Below are 22422 nucleotides of genomic sequence, written 5' to 3' on the forward strand. Positions count from 1 at the left end.
TCTTTACTAATAGTACAAACGTGAGGCGCTAAGTCTCGCGTTTTTTTTTGCCTATATTTATCCGGAAAGTATATTTTTAAATACTCCAAATTCGTTTCACAATGAATATTATTAAAGATTTTGCCGAAAAACATAACGGGCAATATGAAGAAGTAAACATTAAAAATGTTTACTCACAAATTGGCAGAATGATTTACCAGCCAAAAAAGGCAAAATTCTTAATTGATGGTTCAAAAATCTCACTAAATATTGATGAAGTTGGCGGAGCGATTCCCACGGCAGAGCCTTTCAGAATAACACTTCATCTTTCTAAAAACAGTGAAGATAGCTTGGACATCTATCCTTCTACTTTTATAGAAAGGATGTTTCAAAAGATATTGCAAACCAAAAATAAAAAGCTGAAATACAAGTATGTATTTCAAGGAAATGGAAAAATTGTAGAACAATTGCTGAAGAAAAAATCGTTCATAGAACAGCTGCAGAAACATAAGGTTTATATCCGTATCTCGAAGGCAAACACTTCAAATATAATACTAACACCACCACACGGAATTGAAAGTGACGTACAGCTTGAAAGTTTCATCGAAATCTTAAAATGCATTGAAAAACAAATTAATACAGCAGATGTCTCTAGCAACTATTGAAAAAATTAAAAATAACCCTTTCGGGAATATAGATGAAACTATTTTTATAGACGATCTTGAGTATCAAATTAGCTATCAATGGAAAAGACTAATCACTATTAATATTCGTCGCGAGCAGTCACTAATTACGGATACTGCTATTTTCGAAATTAAAAAATTACAATTTTTAAGTTCAATTTTAAGATCGCCACAATACAGTATGAGCGGCGATAGAACAGAACTGTCAGAAAAATTAGTTTCAAATCAATACACCCGCGCGCTACTTTACTTTCCAGTTTCAAAGATTACCGTTCAAAACAACCAAATTTCATACACCGCTAAATTGAAAAGAAAAAACAGCGATCAATTAGAGAATATAGTTGAAAACTTTCAAGCTTTATTAACTACACTCTAGAAAAGTTGCAACTCTTTTAAACGCAAAAAGCACCAGAAAAATCCAGTGCTTTTTAGAAATTATATTTTTTTGAAGCTCTATCTACTGTAATTAGGAGATTCACTTGTAATGGTAACATCGTGCGGATGGCTTTCATTGATTCCGGAAGCGGTAATTTTTATAAACCTACCATTTTCCTTTAATGCTTCTACATCTTTGGCGCCACAATAGCCCATTCCCGCTCTTAGGCCACCAATAAATTGAGTCATGCTTTCTACCAGTTCGCCTTTATATGGTACGCGGCCCACAATTCCTTCAGGGACCAATTTTTTAATATCGTCTTCCACATCTTGGAAATATCGGTCCTTAGAGCCTTGTTTCATGGCTTCAACAGAACCCATTCCACGGTACGACTTGTATTTTCTTCCTTCGTAAATAATAGTTTCTCCTGGAGACTCTTTTGTTCCTGCAAGTAGAGAACCCAACATTACGCAATCAGCACCTGCTGCAAGTGCTTTTGGGATATCGCCTGTATAACGAATTCCTCCATCGGCAATAACGGGAACACCCGTTCCTTTTAAAGCAGCTGCAACTTCAAGCACGGCTGAAAATTGTGGGAAACCTACTCCGGCAACTACACGAGTTGTACAAATAGAACCAGGTCCAATTCCTACTTTAACAGCATCAGCGCCAGCTTCAACTAAATATAATGCAGCTTCGGCAGTTGCAATATTTCCTACTACGACATCAAGATCTGGGAATCGTTGTTTTACTTTTTTCAAAACTTCCACCACACCTTTTGTATGGCCGTGGGCAGTATCAATAATTACTGCATCTATCTGTGCATTTACCAAAGCTTCAGCTCTTTCAACAGCATCTGCGGTTACGCCAAGAGCGGCAGCAACACGAAGCCTTCCGTACTGATCTTTATTTGCACTTGGTTTTTGAGTAAGTTTTGTAATATCTCTAAATGTAATAAGCCCTAAAAGCTTTCCATCATCACTTACAACTGGAAGTTTTTCAATTTTATTTTTCTGAAGAATTAATTCAGCCTCTTTCAAAGAAGTACCCTGAGCAACCGTAACTAAATTCTCGGTAGTCATAACCTCGCTCAACGGACGTTTAACGTCCTTTTCAAAACGTAGGTCGCGATTTGTAACAATCCCTATCAAACTTCCCTTTTCATCAGTAATGGGGATTCCACCAATGCTGTATTCGCGCATTGTTTTCTGGGCATCGCCAACAGTGTGTTCTTTCTGAAGTGTAATGGGGTCTATAATCATTCCACTTTCTGCACGTTTTACTTTGCGCACTTCGGCTGCTTGCTCTTCAATGCTCATATTTTTATGAAGCACTCCAATACCACCTTCACGAGCAATGGCAATAGCCATAGCGCTTTCCGTAACTGTATCCATCGCTGCGGAAACAATAGGAACGTTAAGTGTAATATTTCGAGAAAATTTTGTGGCGATAGAAACTTCGCGTGGTAAAATTTCAGAATAGGCAGGCACTAAAAGTACGTCGTCGTAAGTAAGGCCTTCTCCAAGAATTTTGTTGTTGTGTGCAGTCATTGCAATTAAGTTAACTTCCGAAAGAGCGAAAGTGGTTATGGATTAATTGCGTGCAAATGTACAGTAAAATAATTAAGAATTATGGATTCTGAATTATTTTATAGTTTAACCTTCAACGCAGCAATTAGAGTGGGGCAGTCAATCAAAAATTAATATTTCTTTTTCGAAGTAACCAATTGCAGCAGCACTGCTCCTGCGGCTATTATGTAGACTACCGTCATCAAGGAACCAGAAATCATAACAATCCATTTCATCCAAAGCACGCCTTTCCACATAAAATATATGCCGCCAAAAGTTAAAAGGATTGAAACAAAGGGCTCAACCATTAAAAAAGCTTTTGCCTTGGCAGGCAGTGAAGTGATAGCCACCAAACCACCAAGCATAAAAAAGATAAACGAAATGGAAAGAATGTGGGTGTGCAAAATGGTTAGCATTTCGCGCTGCCCTTTTTTAAACTTCATTACCGCTATATCTTCAGCATCTTCATTGCCAAGATAGTTTTCCTCCAGGCCGCTAGGGTTGGCCGAGTCGGTTTCGCGAACAAAGTTTATACCGATAAAATAACCTACACTCAACACAATAATAAATGCCGCAATAAATTGCTTGGCGTAGCGAGGGAGGTCATGGATACGGCCGTGCAGCTGCATTTAAAGAGCTTTATTTTTCTGAAGAATTGCAATACTCTTCAATAGTGAGTTCATTTCGGTGGTTAAGGATCTCACTGAAATTGTTGCGCCACTTATAGGCATGATATTGCGGTTATATTCAAGTTCTTTAGAGGTTGGTGAAGAACCCACAAATTGCTTTAGCCACCGTCTGCTGCTAATTTCCCCGCCGTATTCTTCGCGATAAATAAGCACTTTGCTTGTGGTTATAACGAAATTGTTGTCGAACAAAACCAGATAATCAAAAGTAGCAGTCTTACTTGGGGCGTTTCCTATATAACCGTAGCCCAACAGCTTCTCGCCAGACTTAATCTTAAATAAATTTTCATCGCCAAACTCTGTCATGGTCTTCGCGTTCAAATCTTTGGTGACCGAAATAATTTCTTTCGAAATTTTTTCGGTCCCATAAAATTTTACCATCTCTTTTTGGGCTACTTTGGCAACATTATCCGGTACGGAAAAGGCTGCAAAAACGAGTGCTAAAATAAAAAGTATGGACAGTTTCATTTTCATAACGCAAAGGTATTGATTTCAAATTTAGTATTCAACAAGGCTTATTAAAACCAAACGCCAATTCCAAAGTTTAATTGATTAGCAACTTCGGCACCTTCCATAGCATTATCCCTAATTTGGTAATCGCCTTTTACTACAACCCCATTGGCTATATGGTATGATAAGCCCGCGGTTATATCTTGACGGTTATAGGCATCGTTGCCAATTAAACTTCCTTCAGTGCCAGCGTGGGTATCATATTGTTCATATCTAGCAAAGGCGAAGAGTTTTTGTTTGGCTGTAAGTGGTAACAAATTATACGCTCCTTCAACATAATAGCCCATCAAAGCACTACCTAGGTCCATTCCTGTTAAGGAGTTGTATTTATCTGTATCTGAAAGGGAAGCATAAATAAATTCACCTCGAGCAGTAAATTTGCGGAAGGCGTAGCGCACATCAAATCCTACCATAGAAATACCAATATTGGCGCCATCTATATCTTCTATCTCATCTTCGGCTTGGGTCTTTCCAAAATATCCAGACAATCCAAAACGAAGGCCCGGAATACCGTAATAATCTAATTTTGTGGAAAAAGTTGGGCTATCTACGGTAGATTCAATTCCTTTTTGACGTCCGCCACGCAAACCATCCTTACCCTTTAAAAATCCTTTTATTCCTCCCTCATCGTTTGGGGCGGTAGATTTAAAACCATTAAAAATATACGCTTGGTAGCCTAAGGATATTGCAGGAAAACGCCCCGTTACCCCTACTCCCAATTCGCGCCAAGTGGTAGGTACTATATCGTGGTCTACAGCCGGTCGTTCCACACCATTGAATGTAGTAGGTTCGTGGTATTCGTTTACTATGCCCATTGGTACTAACATTAAACCACCGCGAAGGCTTACATTATTGCTTACTGCATAATTTACAAATGCCTGCTCTACATAAATTTCTTCTACATGTTCAACTTCAATTTCGGTAACAAATTGGGTTCTGTCATCAAATTTATATCCAAAAAGTAGTACCAATCGGTGAACATCCAAGGTGCCGTTATCGCCTTCTGGTTGGTTAAAGTCTATTTGTCCATAACCTCCAAGCGTTACTGCATTTCCTAATGAATTGGAAAGTATACGTTGAGAAGAATTTTGTTGTTGTTGAGAATTTGATGGAATTGTGTCGGAATCGTTTTGCGCAAAGGCTATTGCACTAAAAAACAAAACTGCGAAGGTGATGATTGATTTCATTTAATATTATTTAGACTGAATTAATATAGATTAGTTTTTCAGCCGCAAAAATAATAGCGTTTATGAAATCTCACAAGTTTATTTAGACTTAATTTAAATAGATTATAGAAATTTTATTCGGTTGCAGAAACCTCCAACTGCTTTTTATATTGAAGTCGCGTCATACCAGCCCATTGCAACAATAATTTTCTATCGTCTTCGGAAATATCGCCGTGGATTATTGTGTAGGATCGCAACGGCATTTCGCCATCTTCTACCATTTCAACAAGTTCTTCTAGTTTGTGCTCCTTCTTTTTTATGGTATAACCTTCCCAAGCAGAAAAATTTAAATGTTTTTTTCCATCTATAATATGGTCATCCAGCCAAAAAGAAGCAGGCGCAATTTCTGCATACCACGGATAGACGGTTTGATTGCTATGGCAGTCATAACAACTTTCTTTTAAAATTGCCGCAACCTTAGTTGAAGGTTTTGTTTCTGCTTCAAACAAAGCGACACTATCGTAACCACCGTTATTTTTTTCAGGGCGTATAAATTGAATTGCGATTAAAGCAAGAAGTGCTACTATTAAAACTATTTTAATAATTCTTTTCATCTTTATTTTTGTTGAGATTTTAAATAGAAAATAATCGCTTTCCGTATGTCGGCAGCAGTTTCGTTTTCCTTTGGGGTGTGAATTTTTATAATCCCTTCATTATCTGAAGTTAAAAACGGAATGTCTAATCCTTTTAGTAAAAAGTCGCTGAAAGCAACTGTATATGTTTTTGAATCGATTATAGTTTCAATACCATCGCCTATTTGCCACGCTCCTTTATTATTTCTTGAAAAATTATATCGCTGCAGATAGGCCCCTTCTCCACTTTGTAATTCACCGTAATCTAAAACTTGTTTTAAAAGGCTTCCTTTCAAATCTACTTTCAGCACACTTCCTCCAAAGGGAAGCACTCTAAAAATATCGATACTGGTTATGTCGCCTTCTAGTTTATCGTCAATACGAATAGAGCCACCGTTTACAAGAGCGCCGGCAACTTTATCATTATATGCATAAGCCATCGAGCGCGTAATTAATTCGCCCATGTTGGTTTGTTTGCTTCTATTAGCGGTATCGGTGCCATCTAATGGAACTACAGCATTATAAATTACATCTCCAGGATTGTCCACAACTTCCTTGAGTTTTTCGTCTACAAGTTCGGTCCATTTGCGCACAACAGGTTCAATTTTTGCTGAAGACGTTATTTTATCAGTTACCATCACCAGCTCTGAATTGACTTGAAGATTTTTAGTGTTCGGGTTATATGTAATAGTGTGTATATAAACACTTTTTGCATTAGCATCTGCTTTGGCAATAATAGTTGTGCCTTCTTTTTCTAGCATATTGAAATGCTCGTGACCACCCATAATTAGAGGAATAGACCCCAAACGGCGAGCTATTTCTATATCTTCATCTACTGCCACATGAGTAAGGCCAACTACAAAATCTGAATTTTGAAGCGCCATTTTATAAGCTCTTTCTGCATTTTCATAAATATCGCCGTACGAAACATAATCTTTTGGATTTGACGGCAGTGTCACACCAAATACGCCAAATTTTATTTTATTCCCATCCGTTCCTATTGCTTCAAATGTGGAATAATCTGTGGCTGGAATGGCACTATTATTTCTATTGGCTGTAAAAGGCACAAGTCCGTTTTCGGTAACTTTACGCGCATTGGCGGTAGTCCACTCGAAATTAGACTCGTTTAATCTCTTTTGTAAATCACTTTCACTTAAATCGAATTCGTGGTTTCCGAATGTAACCAAATCAATTTCCATGGCATTTAGCACATCTACCATCTGTTTTCCATTTAAGCGCTCTCCGTCTATTTTTAAAGTCCCAATTAATGAAGGATTTAAAAAATCGCCAGCTAAAAACAAATATGTATTTGGAAATTTCTGTTTAATTGAATCGCGAATATGTGCTACACGAGCTAATCCACCGTATTCGCCACCACTTAAGGGAGCAATTTCGTATACATCATTAATCTGAACAAACTTAACAGTAATGACCGCCGCATCTTTTTTTTGATTCTTAACAGTTGGTTGAATTGATGAACAACCTACTGCAAAATAGCCAAAAAGAATGGCTAAAAGTAATTTGCTTTTCATATCAATGATATTTAGTGAAAATTTTTGTGGCTTCATTGTGCGCACTTTCAAACGACATCGGGTTTATATTACTCGTAACTTTTGAAGCTGTAAAATAACTGAGCATCTTTTCAGTGGGCATATTTCCCGTTAATTCATCTTTCGCCATTGGGCAACCACCAAAACCTTGAATAGCGCCATCAAATCTTCGGCAACCAGCTTTATAAGCCGCATCAACTTTTTCGTGCCAAGCGGTTGGAGTGGTATGTAGATGCGCTCCAAATTCTATATTAGGATATTTAGGTATTAAGTTAGCAAATAAATAGGATATAATCTCTGGTGTCGAAGTCCCTACCGTATCACTAAGCGACAATATTTTAACGCCCATTCCTGAAAGTTTTTCTGTCCACTCCCCCACTATTTCAACATTCCACGGGTCGCCATATGGATTTCCGAAGCCCATTGATAGATAGGCTACAACTTCTTTATCATTTTTATGAGCAAGGTTTAATATATCTTGAAGTAATACCAAAGATTCTGAAATAGTCTTATGCGTATTGCGCATCTGAAAGTTTTCAGAAATAGAAAATGGATAACCTAAATAATCAATTTCGGGATGCTTTACGGCGTCTTCGGCTCCGCGAAGGTTCGCAATAATGGCCAACAATTTACTTTTTGAAGCTGAAAGATCTAGCTTTGAAAGCACTTCGGCAGTATCCTGCATTTGAGGAATTGCTTTAGGCGAAACAAAACTTCCAAAATCAATAGTATCAAAACCACATCGCAGAAGCGACTGGATATATTTTACTTTTTGATCGGTGGGAATCCAATCTTTAATGCCTTGCATGGCATCTCGGGGACATTCTATAATTTTTACTTGCTGCATTGGTTCAAAGATAGCAATTCCTGCGCAGGCAGGAATCTTTCAATTTCAAAAAAAATAGTGGATTTAGGGTATCAATATAAAAATAGCTATTCCTATAAAAACGAGTATTTGCAACCATTTAAGAACTGCCCCCATTTGCTTCCATTCTAAAAGTAAGCCTGAAATTTTGCCTGCACCGATAGCAATTACACTAAAAGTGATGAAGGAAACTATCATAAAAGTGATTCCCAAAGTGTAAAATTGAAATACCGTATTTCCTTCTTTATCCCAAAGAAAGCCAGGGAAAAACGCCAAAAAGAATATCATCACTTTTGGGTTTAACAAATTCATAATCACACCCGTTTTAAATAGTTGGGAGTATGATTTTTTGGGAGCATTTTCCGCAAGTGCAATATGCTCATCACTTTTATAAATTATGTATGCCAAATACAGCAGATAGCACGCACCCATTACTTTTATAGCGTAAAAAATTTCATCTGAAGCCGTTATTATTGCAGATACTCCGAAAGCCAAAAGAGTTGTGTGAACAATGCAACCACTAATTAAACCAGCCGTTGTAGCAATGCCGCTTTTAGCTCCGTTGGCCAAAGATTGTGTAAGCACATAAATATTGTCTGGCCCTGGAGAAAGTGCGAGCGCGAGGGTTGCGATAGAAAAGGAAATTAGGGTTTCAATCATAAAATTAGACGTAAGACCGCTGCGCTATAAGACGTAAGATTTAAGACTTGCGATTTTTCAAAATTGAGATGTAAAGTTATTACCATTTTATAATTATAAAAAGTTGTCTTAGGTCCTTCCGTCCTAAGACAACTTTAATATTGCCTTATTAATAGCTGTTATCAACCCTGGACCTTCGTAAATAAAGCCTGTATAAAGTTGCACCAAGCTTGCTCCGGCATTCAGTTTTTCTAATGCGTCTTCGGCGGAATGAATTCCGCCAACACCAATAATAGGAAACGCTTTATTACTCTTTTCTGAAAGAAAACGGATTACTTCTGTTGCTCTTTTATTTAACGGTTTTCCACTTAAACCGCCCATTTCCTTTTTGTTTTCCGAAGAAAGTCCGTCGCGGGAAATAGTTGTGTTGGTTGCTATAACTCCATCAATTTTGGTTACGGCAACAATTTCAATTATATCTAATAGCTGCTCGTTTGTTAAGTCTGGGGCGATTTTTAGCAGAATTGGTTTTAGAGGTCTCGACTGCGCTCGACCAGACATAGCCCTATTCCTGTCTTGAAGTGTTTGCAACAAATCTGTCAGTGGCTTCTTTTCCTGCAATGCGCGAAGATTTGGAGTATTGGGAGAACTTACATTCACCACAAAATAATCTACATAATCAAAAAGTGCTTCAAAGCAGATTAGATAATCGTTAGCCGCATCTTCGTTTGGAGTGACTTTGTTTTTGCCAATGTTTCCGCCGATTAAAACTCGGTCGTTGAGCGGAGCCGAAACGGCCTTTCCATTCGCTTTCAGCCTTTCAACAGCTTCTTCTACCCCGCCATTATTAAAACCCATTCGGTTTATAATAGCGGAATCTTCCTTTAAACGAAACAAACGCGGTTTATCATTTCCGGGCTGCGGTTTTGGAGTTACCGTTCCTATTTCAATAAATCCAAACCCGAAGTTTGAAAGTTCTTTATACAGCTTTGCATCTTTATCAAATCCTGCTGCGAGTCCGACGGGATTGGGGAATTTTAATCCGAAAAGTTCTCGTTCCAACTTTGGGTTTTCCACTTTATAAATACTTCGGAAAATCCCTCCAAAGCCAATTTTATGGAAAAATTGAACTAATGAAAATGTAAAATGATGAATTTTTTCAGGATCGAAGCTAAAAAACAGTGGGCGGATAATGGTTTTGTACATAGTTGAGAAATGTATTGCAAAAATACACTAAACTATGTATTTGTTATTTTGAATATGCTTTATTTTGTAGCGTAAAAGAAAAGTTATGATTGAAAAACAACATATTATTGATCGCTTTATTAGCTACGTAACTGTAGACACCGAAAGCGATCCAAACAGTGACACTACCCCTAGCACTAAAAAACAATGGGACCTCGCCAATAAATTGGTTGAAGAGTTAAAAGAAATTGGAATGGAAGACGTTACAATTGACGAGAACGCCTATATAATGGCCACCTTGCCTTCCAATGTTTCGCATGCCGTTCCGGTAATTGGTTTTGTTTCGCATTTTGATACTTCGCCAGATTTTACTGGAGCAAATGTAAAACCTCAGATTATTGAGGAATACAACGGAAAAGATATCGTTCTCAACAAAGAAATGGATATCATTCTTTCCCCAGATTATTTTGAAGATTTATTACTTTACAAAGGCCAAACCCTAATCACTACTGATGGTACAACACTTTTGGGTGCAGATGATAAAGCGGGAATTACCGAAATAATTTCGGCTATGGAATACCTAATAAAGCATCCAGAATTAAAGCACGGAAAAATTCGCGTAGGTTTTACTCCAGATGAAGAAATAGGACGAGGAGCACATAAATTTGATGTGGAAAAATTTGGTGCAGAGTGGGCTTACACTATGGACGGCAGCCAGGTGGGCGAACTTGAATACGAAAACTTCAACGCTGCTGGTGCTGTGGTTACTGTAAAAGGAAAGATTGTACATCCCGGGTATGCCAAAGGAAAAATGGTAAACAGTATGTATATCGCTACAGACTACATTAACTCGCTACCAAGGCTTGAAACTCCTGAACATACTGAAGGTCGCGAAGGCTTTTTTCATCTTCACAATATAAACGGAAGTGTGGATGAAACTAAAATACAATACATTATTCGCGATCACGATAAAAAGCATTTTGAAGCTCGAAAAGAGATGGTTCAAAGACTTGCGGACGATTTAAACGAACAATTTGAAATGGAAATTGTTACTGTTGAAATAAAGGATCAATATTTTAATATGCGTGAAATGATTGAGCCAGTAATGCACATTGTAAAAATTGCAAAGCAAGCCATGGAGCAATCAGGGCTAGAACCATTAATAAAGCCAATACGTGGCGGAACAGATGGATCGCAGTTAAGTTTTATGGGGTTACCATGTCCGAATATTTTTGCTGGAGGCCACAACTTTCACGGAAGGTATGAATATGTGCCGGTTGAGAGTATGCAAAAGGCAGTAGAAGTAATAGTAAACATTGCACAAATTACTGCGCAGGATCTTTCAAAATTTAAAAAGCAAGAAGAGTAATTCAAATTCCGAAAACTATCGGGACCAAAAAAAGAAACTCCCTCTACTATTTTAAAAATAGTGAGGGAGTTTTTATTTAGAAAAGGATTGAAATATTATTTCTTTTCCTTAACTGGTTTTTCTGGTGCATTTAATTTTGCTGTTTTCTCCATAGAAATTGCAGCTCTTTCAAACTTCATTTTTCCGGCTCCACTTTCAATAATGCAGGTACCGTCGTCATTAAGTTCAAGTATTTTACCGTGTAAACCTCCACTTGTTATCACTTTGTCACCCTTTTTAAGTTGGGCAGCAAACTGCTTTTCTTGTTTGGCCTTTTTCATTTGTGGACGTATCAAAAAAAGATACATTACCAAAAATAATAAGATAATAGGTAAAAAACTTTGTATTTGTTCCATAGCAATTATTTAGTCCTAAGTTTTAAAATTTAGGATGTTGGGTTGGTTGTTTTAACAGCACCTGCTTTAGGATTTACAAAAGCTTTAATAGTTAAAGTTTCTGTTCCAGCTTTCGTGTTAGTAGTAATAGTAACAGTTTTGCTAACTTGGTTTTGACCACTACCGTTGAATTTTACCAACATTTCGCCTGTTGCACCTGGAGCAACTGGTTCTTTAGTATATTCTGGTACAGTACAACCACAGCTACTTTTAGCATTCACGATCATTAAAGGTGCTTCACCTGTGTTTTTAAATTTAAAAACGTGTTCCACATTTGTTCCTTGATCGATAGTTCCAAAGTCGAATTGACTTTCTTCAAAAGCTATTACTGGAAATTTGCCTGATTCAGCATCGCGATCAGCAGCAACAGCAACATTCTCTTCGTTAACTTTATCTGCGGCGTTATCCTTACAAGAAGAAAAAGCAAATACAGATAGTACAGCTACAATAAAAATTGATTTTTTCATGATAAATATGTATTTTATGTTTTTAGCACGCCAAAAATAGGTAATTTTTTACTTCTATTGAAGCCCTCGCCCAATTTTATTCAACTTACCATCCTCTGTAAATTCTTTAACAATTTTGTCTAGAATACCATTGACGAATATGCTGCTTTTTGGAGTGGAATATTCTTTGGAAACCTCTAAGTATTCGTTAATTGTAGCCCTAACAGGAATGGAAGGAAAATATAAAAATTCTGCAATACCCATCTTTAAAATAATAAGATCCACATCTGCAATTCGTTCTTGATCCCAGTTTGGAGTCTTGCCTTCTATTTGGGCGTTTAGCTTGTCTTCATTTAAAATTACCTTTCGGAAAAGTTGCAGAGCATATTCACGATCCTCATCATTTTTATAAAGATTTGGAACTAAAAGTGAAGAAGCGTTTTTTTCTGAAAGCTTACTAAGCATTTTTACAATTGCTGTATTCACAATAGGAAAATCGTCTACCCAAGTTAGGCGCTTGTCTTCAAGATATTCATATATCTTATCATTCGGCGCAATAACTTCTTTGTAAATCTTACTGATAAATTCTTGGTCTTCTTTGAAGGTGGTTTCCTTTTTAGAAAGATGGGTCTCGTACCATTCCAATTGGCGCAATTCATTAAAAAGAATGGTTACATACTCGCTGTCCATTAACCAGTAATTGAGACCTCGCTTTTCCATTATGTCTGAAAATGTAACATTTTCGTCAATTATTTTAAGCAATTTATTCTCAACAAAAATGCGACTTGGATTTTTCTCTAAAGCCGTGGCAAGGTGTTTTTTTTGTGAACGGCTAAGAATACTCTCGGCCTGTTGTTGTAGCGACAAAAGCAATTGCAGCATCAGTAAATAAAGATCCTGCATTTGGTCTATACTGTGTAGCAAAAACTTTTCCTGTATATCTATATTTGGATCTGGCCGTTGGTTAAAAGCGTAAACGGACTGCAAAACTTTTACTCGGATATGTCTTCTTGTAAGCATATATTTTTTGAAAGAACGGTTTAAAAGAAACAACGCACAAGATATTTCTTGTGCGTTGCAAAGATAGTGTTTTAAGAAAAAAGAAACCTACTTTTCGTTTTTTCTTGCATCAATTCTAGCTTGAGCCACGTTAAACGCAGCTTGATAGGTAGTAATGCTTTCTGTATCAGCTTTCTTTAAAATTTCTAAAGTAGTATTGTAAATGTTTTCGGTTTTACGGATTATTTCCTTTCGGTCATAATTCTCTAATTCCGCATAAACATTAATAATTCCACCTGCATTTATAAGGAAATCTGGAGCGTAAACGATGCCTCTTTCACGAAGCATTTTTCCGTGTTTCTGCTCATCTGCCAATTGGTTATTTGCCGCTCCGGCAATAATTGAAGCATTTAACTGATTTATAGTAATATCATTCACGGTTGCTCCCAAAGCACAGGGTGCATAAATATCCATTTTTTCTGCATAAATATTGTTTCCGCCGTATATTTCAACACTATACTTATCGCGAACCTCTTCCAAACGCTCTTGATTTATATCTGAAATATAAACTTTAGCGCCTTCATTGCTTAAGTTTTCAACTAAAGCTTCACCAACGTTTCCGATTCCTTGAACATAAATTACTTTATCTTCAAGTACATCACTTCCAAATTTATATTTTGCTGCAGCTTTCATTCCCATAAAAACCCCATAAGCGGTAATTGGAGAAGGATTTCCTGCGCCACCTTTAGATTCTGAAATTCCAGTAACGTAAGGCGTAACTGTACGCACAAGATCCATATCTGAAGTAGCCATTCCTACATCTTCGGCAGTAATATATTTTCCACCCAAAGAGTGTACAAACTCGCCAAACTTCAGCATTAATTCAGGAGTTTTTTGCGTTTTTGCGTCACCAATTAAAACAGCTTTTCCACCGCCAAGGTTCAAACCAGTAATTGCGCTTTTATACGTCATACCGCGTGAAAGACGAAGTACATCGTTTAAAGCTTCCCACTCGCTAGCATAATTCCACATTCTAGTACCGCCAAGAGCAGGTCCTAAAACGGTATTGTGAATACCAATTATTGCTTTTAAACCAGTATCTTTGTCGTTGCAAAAAACGATTTGCTCGTGATTGTCAAAGGACATTTGCCCGAAAACCGGGTCTATTTTGTGAAGTTCGTTTGTGTTAATTACTTCGGTTATCATAGCTTTTTTAATTTTTTTATTCATCCTTTAAAAAGGCGGTGCAAAAGTAGCTCTTTGTTGTCAATTCCGCAAAATATCAGTTGTTAATTTAAGAATTTTAAAAATGTTATTTAGCTACCAACTTATTCATTAATTAGGCAATTGCTTATTACAATTGGATAAATAACTAACTCAATAACCCAAAAAGAGTAAATGAAAGAATTAAAGTATCTCAATAAATATTTCCTAAAATATAAAGGGCGCCTACTTCTGGGAGTTTTTATTACAATTATTGCTACCGTATTTAAGCTGGTAGTACCAATGAAAGTTGGCGATTCTGTAACCGCTGTAAAACAGTATTTGAATGGCGAAATAACCGATGTTAGCATCGTTCAGCACGAACTTCTTATAAATATTTTATTGCTTTTAGGCGCGGCATTACTTTCTGCATTATTCACTTTTATGATGCGGCAGACGTTTATAGTAGTTTCAAGATATGTGGAATACGATCTTAAGAACGAAATTTTTCAACACTACGAAAAATTGTCTCTCGGTTTCTACAAACAAAACCGCACGGGCGATTTAATGAACCGTATAAGCGAAGACGTTTCTAAAGTACGCATGTATGTTGGGCCAGCGCTTATGTACAGCATAACTACGATTACTTTATTTGTCGTGGTTATTAGCTATATGTTTTACCAAGCACCCACTTTAACCTTTTACGCCATTGCCCCATTACCTATTCTTTCCATTGCCATTTATAGACTTAGTGTATTAATAAACCAGCGCACTACTATTGTGCAACAATATCTTTCAAAACTTACCACTTTTACGCAGGAAAGTTTTAGCGGAATTGCGGTTATTAAAGCCTACGGAATAGAGCCTCGCACCAATACCAATTTTGAAGAATTAGCAGAAGGCAGCAAAGTAAAAAACATAGATTTAGCTAAGGTGCAAGCCCTATTTTTTCCGTTGATGATGCTGCTTATTGGCGTAAGTAACATTTTGGTTATTTATATTGGTGGAAACCAATACATCAATGGGCAGATTGAATTTGGAACCATTGTAGAATTCCTTATATATGTAAATATGCTCACCTGGCCTGTTGCGGTTGTTGGTTGGGTAACTTCAATGATACAGCAAGCTGAAGCTTCGCAAAAGCGAATTAATGAATTTCTAAAAACAATACCTTCCATCCAAAATTTAGTTTCTGAACATACGCCTGTTGACGGAAATATTGAATTTAAAAACTTAACGTTTACATATCCCGATACCGGAATTACGGCTCTTAAAGACGTTTCTTTTACTGTTAAGCCAGGCGAAACACTTGCAATTGTTGGAAACACCGGATCCGGAAAATCTACAATTCTTGAATTGATTGGGAGACTTTACGATGTAGATGAAAATATGCTGAAGATTAGCTCCACGTCCATTCGAGATCTAAACCTAATAGACTTACGAGATAGTATAGGTTATGTACCACAAGACGCTTTTCTATTTAGCGATACGCTTCGGAACAACATCCGTTTTGGGAAAGAAAATGCTTCTGAAGAAGAAGTAATTGAAGCCGCAAAAAATGCTGCTGTACATCAAAACATTATTGGTTTCACAAAAGGATACGATACCATTCTAGGCGAACGCGGTATCACATTAAGCGGTGGGCAGAAACAGCGAGTTTCAATAGCGCGAGCAATAATTAAAGACCCAAAGATTTTACTTTTCGACGATTGCCTTTCAGCCGTAGACACAGAAACTGAGGAAGAAATTCTTCAAAACCTGCATAAAATTTCGAAAGATAAAACCACTATTATTGTGAGCCACAGAATCTCTTCGGCTAAAAATGCAAATAAAATAATTGTACTAGAAGATGGTAAAATCATTCAGAATGGATCGCATAATGAACTAGTTAATTCTGAAGGCTATTACAAAGAACTTTACGCAAAGCAGCTGTTAGAAAAAGAAATGTAAATTTACTTTGGCTGATTTGGTTTTTTTTTGGATTTTTGGCACAACGTAATCAAAAAACAGAAATTATGAGTGAGCATTATACGATGGAGCAAGAAGAAATTTTTTCAAAAGTGATGCGCGCCGGAAGACGCACCTACTTTTTTGATGTAAGGTCTACAAAGGCAGGGGATTTTTACCTTACCATTACCGAAAGCAAAAAGTTCACTAACGATGATGGTTCATACCATTATAAGAAGCACAAAATCTACCTTTACAAAGAAGATTTCAGCGAGTTTAAGGATACTTTGGAAGAAATGATAAACTACGTAATCGACGAAAAAGGTGAAGAAGTTATTAGCGAACGCCACCAAAAAGATTACAAAAAAGAAACCGATGAAGTGTCTGAGACTTCTGAAATAGCTTCAGAAAGTGTACCAACAGACACGAGTAGTTTCACCGATATTGAATTTGACGATATATAAATCGTAGCAATCTTAAAAGTAAACCGGCACGGGTAAAACCGCTGCCGGTTTTTTTATGCTTTAAAATGGAAATTTCTTAATCGCACCCTCTCTTATTTCAAATTATTCCCGCTGCCTTAATAAAATACATATCTTAGAATGTTTTAAGAAGCATAAAAGCCAATAATTATAATTTTGTTTTTGATTACTTTAGCCTAAATTCTTTGCCTTATGAATCAATTCTGTGAGAGTTTAATACGCATAGTATTCGTTTTATCGGTTTCCATTGGTTTTGCCCAAGAGGATACCAATTCTGTTAAAGTGGATTCGGTTAACATCGCACTCCTAGAAAACTACAATAAACGTCTTTCAGAAACTGAACGCCAACGTGTTGTTGATTCTATTAGAAAAGGTGATTTAGAAGCTCAGATAGACGCTCTAAAAACTACCGACAATCTAAAAAAAGAAGAACTACAGGCGCAATTAACGGTTTTAAACGAAAAGGAAATAAATAGAATTGCGCTAAAAAAGGCGCGAATAGATTCGCTAAAAAATACAACTAAAGGCTTTCCTGTATTCGGGTTTTTTAATGATACCCTTTTTGTGCTTTATAGCAAACTGGGCAGTTTTTCTCCAAAAGAGCGAGCCGATATAATTTCGAGCAGGATTAGCAATCTCTCCTCCAATTTTAATTTTGATGAAAATTCATTGAAAATTGAAGAAGTGGAAACCACTTTAGACATTGTTTTAGGAGAGAAAATAATAATGAGCGTTACCGAAACAGATGCGCTATGGAACGATACCTCCAAAAATGAGTTAGCAGAAACCTACAAGAATAAAATAACCGCAGCAGTTCTAAAATATAAAGACGAAACCAGTTTTGCAACACTCGCTAAACAAATTGGTTTAGCGCTATTGGTGCTCTTGGTTATTGTATTATTGATTTTTTACATTTCGAAATTTTTTAAATGGAGTGCTCAAAAAATTCTACTTCAAGAAAACAAAAAAATACAAGGCATCAAAATTAAAAACTACACCCTTTTTGATGCAAAACGGCAAGTAAATGTATTGCTTTTAGTAAATAAATTATTGAAGTGGTTTGTAATACTTCTGGCTGTATATATTGCATTACCCATACTTTTCGGGCTCTTTCCGTGGACAGAACAATTTGCCGACACCCTGTTTGGTTATATTTTGAATCCTATTAAAAATATACTGTCTTCCTTTTGGAACTTTCTTCCAAACCTAATTACCATCATTGTAATTGTAATCGTATTTCGATATATTTTGAAAGGAATTCGATTTTTAAAAGATGAAATAGCGAAAGGAAATTTAACGCTTACGGGCTTTTATCCAGATTGGGCCGAACCTACTTATCAGATTATACGCATTTTGGTTATAGCCTTTATGTTTGTAGTAATTTTCCCGTATTTACCCGGAAGTGAATCCCCTATTTTCAAAGGTGTTTCGGTGTTTTTAGGGTTTCTGTTTACTTTTGGTTCTGCGGGGTCGCTTTCAAACATTATTGCAGGTTTAGTACTTACTTATATGCGATTGTTTACTATCGGCGATCGCGTAAAAATTGGTGAAGTTACTGGAGATGTAATTGAAAAATCTTCATTGGTTACCCGCGTTCGCACGATTAAAAACGAAATTATATCCATTCCCAACTCTACTGTAATGAATAGTCATACTATTAATTATAGTATTGATGCACCAGCAAATGGACTGATAATTCACACAACGGTTACTATTGGTTATGACGTGCCTTGGAAAGATATGTACCAAATATTAATTGAAGCTGCACTGCGAACAGAGTTGATTTTGAAAGAACCAAAACCCTTCGTTTTACAAACTAGTTTGGAAGACTTTTATGTGGCTTACCAAATTAATGCCTACGTTCGCGAAGCAAATAAGCAGGCTAAAATTTATTCAGATTTGCACCAAAATATTCAAGATGTGTGTAATGAGAACGGTATTGAAATACTATCGCCACATTATCGAGCGGGTCGTGATGGGAATGCCTCAACTATTCCTTCAGATTATTTGCCGAAAGATTATGAAGCGCCTAGTTTTAATGTGAAAACCCAGAATAAAGATAATAAGTAAAATATTCAGTCTTTAAATTCTCAATTGCTGTTCGCGGCTTTTAAACCTCTTAAATTTTCATGCAAAACAACTCAAACTATTTAAAAGCGCTTAATGAAAAGTTGGAACTGCTGCTAAGAAGACAGGAACATTTTTCAAAGGAAATTTGGGAAATTAAAGGCCAGATTCAGACATTGAATGCTGAGGCTAATTATAATGTTCCTGAAGAAATACAGCCTAAAATAGAACCTGAAACTCGGTCTATTCCTTCCGAACCTGCTTTAAAAAGTGAAAAGACCGAAGATGCTTTACCTCGAGTAATAAGGCAAACCATCCCTCCCACTACAAAACCTAGATATACTGCAAAGCAAAAATCTGATCTCGAAAAATTTATTGGTGAAAACCTTATCAATAAAATTGGAATTCTTATTACAATTATTGGCGTTGCCATTGGAGCAAAATACTCTATAGAAAATGATCTTATTAGCCCGTTAACTAGAATAATACTTGGTTATATTTTGGGATTGGGATTACTTGGTTTTGGAATAAAGCTTAAAGAGAATTACAAAAACTTCAGCGCTGTTTTAGTAAGCGGTGCAATGGTAATTATGTATTTCATTACATTTTCGGCATATTCTTTTTATGAATTAATTCCTCAAACAATTGCCTTTTTATTAATGGTAGTTTTCACCGCTTTTACAGTGGTTGCGGCGTTAAATTACAATCTTCCCATTATTGCTCATTTGGGATTGGTGGGCGCCTATGCAGTGCCGTTTTTGCTGAGCAACGACTCTGGCAGGGTCGAAATACTCTTTAGTTATGTGGCCATTATAAATATTGGAATACTTTTTATTTCCTTTAAAAAATATTGGAAATCAATCTATTACTCATCATTCGCTTTCACTTGGCTAATCTATTTATCTTGGTACTTTTATTCGTATGCTGCCGAGCACTTTTCGATTGCATTAATATTTCTGTTGGTTTTCTTCGCGATTTTCTATTGCGCATTACTAGCTTACAAACTAATTAAAAAAGAAAAATTCGATATTGGCGATATTGTATTGCTTTTTGCAAATTCCTTTATCTTTTTTGGCGCCGGCTATTCCCTGCTTTCAAATCATGAAACAGGTAAAGAATTACTAGGGCTGTTCACATTGGCTAACGCAATAGTTCATTTTAGTGTAAGCACACTTATCTATAAACAAAAACTGGCAGATAAAAACCTGTTTTATTTTATTGCCGGCTTGGTGTTAGTATTTCTTACTGTTGCCGTTCCTGTACAATTAGACGGCAATTGGGTAACAATAATTTGGGCGGGAGGTGCAGCGCTGCTATTTTGGATTGGCAGGACTAAAAGCGTTTCTGTTTACGAAAAACTTTCATACGTTTTAATGGCTCTCGCCTTTATTAGCTTGGCTCAAGACTGGATGTCTTTCTCAACTTATACTACTTTAGGTGAAGAAAGTACGTTCACCCCAATTTTCAATCTTCGGTTTTTGACGGGCATCTTGTTTCTCGCGGCATTTGGCTTTATTAATTATTTATTCAAAAATGAAAAATTTGAATCTCCATTAATCAAAGGTGATTTTCTTCAGAAACTAACTTCAATTGTAATTCCTGGCATATTTATTTTTGTACTTTACAATTGCTTCCGACTAGAAATTGCAGACTATTGGAATGCACAATACACCGCATCATATTTGGAACTAAATGAAACGGGCGGTTCCTATACCAATTATCATCAAAATGAAGATTATCTTAACTTTAGAATTGTATGGACCTATATTTATACGCTGCTTTTTCTTGCAGCGCTATCCATTTTCAACATAAAAAAACTTAAAAACAATCTATTAGCATATGTGCTAATTGTGGCAAGTGCATTATCCTTTTTACTTTTTTTCACTGAAGGGTTATTTGCGTTGACGGATTTAAGAGAATCGTATATTGACAACACTTTAACCGAATATTACAACCGAAGCATTTTCAATTTATTAATACGCTATATTGCTATCATCAGTGTGTTAGCTTTGGTTTATGCAGGCTTGCTTTCGGTGAAAAAAGGTGTGCTGCAGAAAGGACTTCAAACGCCTTTCACTATTTTTCTGCACATAATTATTCTTGCAATTTTAAGTAGCGAGCTTATTGCTTGGTTGGATATTGCTGGCTCCACTCAATCTTATAAATTAGGCTTGAGTATCCTTTGGGGTTTATATGCACTTTTATTGATTGTTATAGGCATTTGGAAAAGCAAACCATTCCTTCGAATTGTGGCCATTGTACTTTTTGGGTTTACACTTATAAAACTTTTTCTTTACGATATATCAGATATGAACACCATTTCTAAAACCATTGTTTTTGTAATTTTAGGCGTGTTATTACTGATAATTTCATTTTTATACAACAAGTTTAAAGCAAAAATAACCAATGATTTGGAAGAATAAATTACTGCTAGTTTTATTCCTTTTACTTACGAAAGTTGCTTTCGCACAGTTAAATACCTATGATTATTCGAGAGAAATAAAAGGTGTTTCAGAAACTTGGCATGCCGTAGAATTGCCCGATGCCGTTTTCGGCAAATCGAGGAACAGTTTGAATGATTTCAGAATCTACGGTATTACCAAAACCGACACCATTGAAGTCCCTTATTTATTGAAAATTACTTCGGAAAAGCAAACCGAAAAGAACATCGATTTCAAATTGCTAAATACTTCAAAAAAAGGGAGCGCTTATTTCTTCACTTTTGAAATTCCTTCAGAAAAAACCCTTAATGAGATTCATTTAAAGTTCAAACAGCAAAACTTCAATTGGCTGGTTAATTTGGAAGGAAGTCAAGACAACAGCGAATGGTTTTCTATTGTTTCAGATTATCGTGTTCTTTCAATAAAAAATGAACTAACGGACTATCAATTTACAAATGTTAGGTTTCCAAAGTCAAAATATCGCTATTTGCGACTTCAAATTACATCCAATGAAAAACCTGAATTGCTCGCTGCGGAAACACAATTAAGCAGCATTGAAACTGCTGTTTTCAACACATACGCGATTAAAAACTTTTCATCCACAGAAAACAATGATTTAAAAAGAACCATTGTCGATATTGACTTTTCGCAATCTATACCCATAAGTTTGGTTTCTTTAAAAATTAAAGATTCTATTGATTATTATCGTCCGGTAACTATAAAATATCTTACGGATAGTATCAAAACCAAAAAAGGATGGAAGTATAATTTTAATACGCTTAGCTCAAATATTCTAAGTTCTTTAGAAAATAATGATCTACATTTTCGCAGTACAATAACCAAAAGATTAAGGATTGAAATTGAAAATCACGACAATCGTCCTTTAAAAATTGACGATGTAATTGTAAAAGGATATACGCATACGTTGCTCGCTCGTTTCGCAGAACCAGCAACATATTATTTAGTTTACGGAAATCCTAAAGCGACAAATCCTAATTATGACATTTCAAAATTTACTGAAAGTATTCCGTCAAACAGTACGTCCGTAAAGCTTTCCGAAGAAAGGGAAATTATAAAAGAAGAAGTTTCCAAGCGTGCCCCGCTTTTCGAAAATAAGCTGTGGTTGTGGGTTATTATGGCTGCAATAATTGGTCTATTGGGATGGTTTACTATAAATATGATACGCAAAAAATAG

Annotated in this window: 21 protein-coding genes; 8 read left to right on the forward strand and 13 right to left on the reverse strand. The window is 36.3% G+C overall.

Annotation, left to right across the window (positions count from 1 at the left end; translation table 11 throughout):
• Nucleotides 1-101: 101 nt before the first annotated feature.
• Both AC3RVG_RS11680 and AC3RVG_RS11685 read left to right on the forward strand, forming a co-directional pair.
• Nucleotides 102-644, forward strand: coding sequence for a hypothetical protein (locus AC3RVG_RS11680; RefSeq protein ID WP_489691644.1), 543 nt, complete (start codon nt 102-104; stop codon nt 642-644).
• Complete coding sequence (locus AC3RVG_RS11685) at nt 625-1038, forward strand: hypothetical protein (protein WP_489691645.1); 414 nt, start codon at nt 625-627, stop codon at nt 1036-1038. Before AC3RVG_RS11680 ends, AC3RVG_RS11685 begins: the two co-directional genes overlap by 20 nt.
• Nucleotides 1039-1115: 77 nt before the next feature.
• Here the strand turns inward: AC3RVG_RS11685 and guaB are convergent, their stop codons facing one another.
• The 9 genes from guaB to AC3RVG_RS11730 form a co-directional block, all read right to left on the reverse strand.
• The gene (guaB, locus tag AC3RVG_RS11690; protein WP_489691646.1) at nt 1116-2588 is read right to left on the reverse strand and encodes an IMP dehydrogenase; all 1473 of its coding nucleotides are present in this window, start codon (nt 2586-2588) and stop codon (nt 1116-1118) included.
• Nucleotides 2589-2737: 149 nt separating this feature from the next.
• A complete protein-coding gene (locus tag AC3RVG_RS11695) occupies nt 2738-3235 on the reverse strand; it encodes a hypothetical protein (protein WP_489691647.1) in 498 nt (165 codons plus the stop codon).
• On the reverse strand, nt 3236-3766 hold the full coding sequence (locus tag AC3RVG_RS11700) for an FMN-binding protein (RefSeq protein WP_489691648.1): 531 nt from the start codon (nt 3764-3766) through the stop codon (nt 3236-3238).
• 44 nt (nt 3767-3810) lie between these two features.
• Nucleotides 3811-4989, reverse strand: a complete 1179-nt coding sequence (locus AC3RVG_RS11705) for a hypothetical protein (RefSeq protein ID WP_489691649.1) — start codon at nt 4987-4989, stop codon at nt 3811-3813.
• 113 nt (nt 4990-5102) lie between these two features.
• Complete coding sequence (locus tag AC3RVG_RS11710; RefSeq protein WP_489691650.1) at nt 5103-5582, reverse strand: heme-binding domain-containing protein; 480 nt, start codon at nt 5580-5582, stop codon at nt 5103-5105.
• Between the two features lie 2 nt (nt 5583-5584).
• Entirely contained in the window at nt 5585-7132 is a 1548-nt protein-coding gene (locus tag AC3RVG_RS11715; protein WP_489691651.1) for a bifunctional metallophosphatase/5'-nucleotidase, read from the reverse strand.
• A 1-nt stretch (nt 7133) separates the two neighbouring features.
• On the reverse strand, nt 7134-7997 hold the full coding sequence (locus AC3RVG_RS11720) for a hydroxymethylglutaryl-CoA lyase (RefSeq protein WP_489691652.1): 864 nt from the start codon (nt 7995-7997) through the stop codon (nt 7134-7136).
• 63 nt (nt 7998-8060) lie between these two features.
• Nucleotides 8061-8675: a LysE family translocator gene (locus AC3RVG_RS11725; RefSeq protein ID WP_489691653.1), complete on the reverse strand. Its 615-nt coding sequence runs from the start codon at nt 8673-8675 to the stop codon at nt 8061-8063.
• Nucleotides 8676-8798: 123 nt separating this feature from the next.
• Complete coding sequence (locus tag AC3RVG_RS11730; RefSeq protein WP_489691654.1) at nt 8799-9860, reverse strand: quinone-dependent dihydroorotate dehydrogenase; 1062 nt, start codon at nt 9858-9860, stop codon at nt 8799-8801.
• Nucleotides 9861-9945: 85 nt separating this feature from the next.
• Between AC3RVG_RS11730 and pepT the strand changes: the two genes are divergently transcribed.
• A complete protein-coding gene (gene pepT / locus AC3RVG_RS11735; RefSeq protein ID WP_489691655.1) occupies nt 9946-11208 on the forward strand; it encodes a peptidase T in 1263 nt (420 codons plus the stop codon).
• 95 nt (nt 11209-11303) lie between these two features.
• On the opposite strand, the gene yajC is transcribed toward pepT, so the two are convergent.
• From yajC to AC3RVG_RS11755, 4 genes are all read right to left on the reverse strand, one after another.
• Nucleotides 11304-11603, reverse strand: coding sequence for a preprotein translocase subunit YajC (gene yajC, locus AC3RVG_RS11740; RefSeq protein ID WP_489691656.1), 300 nt, complete (start codon nt 11601-11603; stop codon nt 11304-11306).
• A gap of 29 nt (nt 11604-11632) precedes the next feature.
• Nucleotides 11633-12109: a DUF1573 domain-containing protein gene (locus AC3RVG_RS11745; RefSeq protein ID WP_489691657.1), complete on the reverse strand. Its 477-nt coding sequence runs from the start codon at nt 12107-12109 to the stop codon at nt 11633-11635.
• A gap of 54 nt (nt 12110-12163) precedes the next feature.
• A complete protein-coding gene (gene nusB / locus AC3RVG_RS11750) occupies nt 12164-13108 on the reverse strand; it encodes a transcription antitermination factor NusB (protein WP_489691658.1) in 945 nt (314 codons plus the stop codon).
• 87 nt (nt 13109-13195) lie between these two features.
• A complete protein-coding gene (locus AC3RVG_RS11755; protein ID WP_489691659.1) occupies nt 13196-14293 on the reverse strand; it encodes a Leu/Phe/Val dehydrogenase in 1098 nt (365 codons plus the stop codon).
• Between the two features lie 192 nt (nt 14294-14485).
• Here AC3RVG_RS11755 and AC3RVG_RS11760 point away from each other — a divergent pair, with 192 nt between their 5' ends.
• The 5 genes from AC3RVG_RS11760 to AC3RVG_RS11780 all read left to right on the forward strand — a co-directional run bounded on the left by AC3RVG_RS11760 (nt 14486) and on the right by AC3RVG_RS11780 (nt 22422).
• Nucleotides 14486-16240: an ABC transporter ATP-binding protein gene (locus AC3RVG_RS11760; protein WP_489691660.1), complete on the forward strand. Its 1755-nt coding sequence runs from the start codon at nt 14486-14488 to the stop codon at nt 16238-16240.
• Nucleotides 16241-16305: 65 nt separating this feature from the next.
• Nucleotides 16306-16701: a PUR family DNA/RNA-binding protein gene (locus AC3RVG_RS11765; RefSeq protein WP_489691661.1), complete on the forward strand. Its 396-nt coding sequence runs from the start codon at nt 16306-16308 to the stop codon at nt 16699-16701.
• A gap of 210 nt (nt 16702-16911) precedes the next feature.
• Entirely contained in the window at nt 16912-18789 is a 1878-nt protein-coding gene (locus tag AC3RVG_RS11770; RefSeq protein ID WP_489691662.1) for a mechanosensitive ion channel family protein, read from the forward strand.
• 59 nt (nt 18790-18848) lie between these two features.
• Nucleotides 18849-21209: a DUF2339 domain-containing protein gene (locus AC3RVG_RS11775; protein ID WP_489691663.1), complete on the forward strand. Its 2361-nt coding sequence runs from the start codon at nt 18849-18851 to the stop codon at nt 21207-21209.
• A complete protein-coding gene (locus AC3RVG_RS11780) occupies nt 21193-22422 on the forward strand; it encodes a DUF3999 family protein (protein WP_489691664.1) in 1230 nt (409 codons plus the stop codon). Before AC3RVG_RS11775 ends, AC3RVG_RS11780 begins: the two co-directional genes overlap by 17 nt.

The organism is Aequorivita sp. IT1282 (assembly GCF_058068205.1).

Excerpts from the sequence above, each read along its gene's own strand:
- AC3RVG_RS11760 (WP_489691660.1), top strand. The coding sequence starts at position 14,486 with ATGAAAGAATTAAAGTATCTCAATAAATATTTCCTAAAATATAAAGGG.
- AC3RVG_RS11765 (WP_489691661.1), top strand. The coding sequence starts at position 16,306 with ATGAGTGAGCATTATACGATGGAGCAAGAAGAAATTTTTTCAAAAGTG.
- AC3RVG_RS11685 (WP_489691645.1), top strand. The coding sequence starts at position 625 with ATGTCTCTAGCAACTATTGAAAAAATTAAAAATAACCCTTTCGGGAAT.
- AC3RVG_RS11745 (WP_489691657.1), bottom strand. The coding sequence starts at position 12,109 with ATGAAAAAATCAATTTTTATTGTAGCTGTACTATCTGTATTTGCTTTT.
- AC3RVG_RS11775 (WP_489691663.1), top strand. The coding sequence starts at position 18,849 with ATGCAAAACAACTCAAACTATTTAAAAGCGCTTAATGAAAAGTTGGAA.
- guaB (WP_489691646.1), bottom strand. The coding sequence starts at position 2,588 with ATGACTGCACACAACAACAAAATTCTTGGAGAAGGCCTTACTTACGAC.
- AC3RVG_RS11715 (WP_489691651.1), bottom strand. The coding sequence starts at position 7,132 with ATGAAAAGCAAATTACTTTTAGCCATTCTTTTTGGCTATTTTGCAGTA.
- yajC (WP_489691656.1), bottom strand. The coding sequence starts at position 11,603 with ATGGAACAAATACAAAGTTTTTTACCTATTATCTTATTATTTTTGGTA.
- AC3RVG_RS11710 (WP_489691650.1), bottom strand. The coding sequence starts at position 5,582 with ATGAAAAGAATTATTAAAATAGTTTTAATAGTAGCACTTCTTGCTTTA.
- AC3RVG_RS11705 (WP_489691649.1), bottom strand. The coding sequence starts at position 4,989 with ATGAAATCAATCATCACCTTCGCAGTTTTGTTTTTTAGTGCAATAGCC.
- AC3RVG_RS11695 (WP_489691647.1), bottom strand. The coding sequence starts at position 3,235 with ATGCAGCTGCACGGCCGTATCCATGACCTCCCTCGCTACGCCAAGCAA.
- AC3RVG_RS11725 (WP_489691653.1), bottom strand. The coding sequence starts at position 8,675 with ATGATTGAAACCCTAATTTCCTTTTCTATCGCAACCCTCGCGCTCGCA.
- AC3RVG_RS11755 (WP_489691659.1), bottom strand. The coding sequence starts at position 14,293 with ATGATAACCGAAGTAATTAACACAAACGAACTTCACAAAATAGACCCG.
- AC3RVG_RS11700 (WP_489691648.1), bottom strand. The coding sequence starts at position 3,766 with ATGAAAATGAAACTGTCCATACTTTTTATTTTAGCACTCGTTTTTGCA.
- nusB (WP_489691658.1), bottom strand. The coding sequence starts at position 13,108 with ATGCTTACAAGAAGACATATCCGAGTAAAAGTTTTGCAGTCCGTTTAC.
- AC3RVG_RS11720 (WP_489691652.1), bottom strand. The coding sequence starts at position 7,997 with ATGCAGCAAGTAAAAATTATAGAATGTCCCCGAGATGCCATGCAAGGC.
- AC3RVG_RS11780 (WP_489691664.1), top strand. The coding sequence starts at position 21,193 with ATGATTTGGAAGAATAAATTACTGCTAGTTTTATTCCTTTTACTTACG.
- AC3RVG_RS11730 (WP_489691654.1), bottom strand. The coding sequence starts at position 9,860 with ATGTACAAAACCATTATCCGCCCACTGTTTTTTAGCTTCGATCCTGAA.
- pepT (WP_489691655.1), top strand. The coding sequence starts at position 9,946 with ATGATTGAAAAACAACATATTATTGATCGCTTTATTAGCTACGTAACT.
- AC3RVG_RS11770 (WP_489691662.1), top strand. The coding sequence starts at position 16,912 with ATGAATCAATTCTGTGAGAGTTTAATACGCATAGTATTCGTTTTATCG.
- AC3RVG_RS11680 (WP_489691644.1), top strand. The coding sequence starts at position 102 with ATGAATATTATTAAAGATTTTGCCGAAAAACATAACGGGCAATATGAA.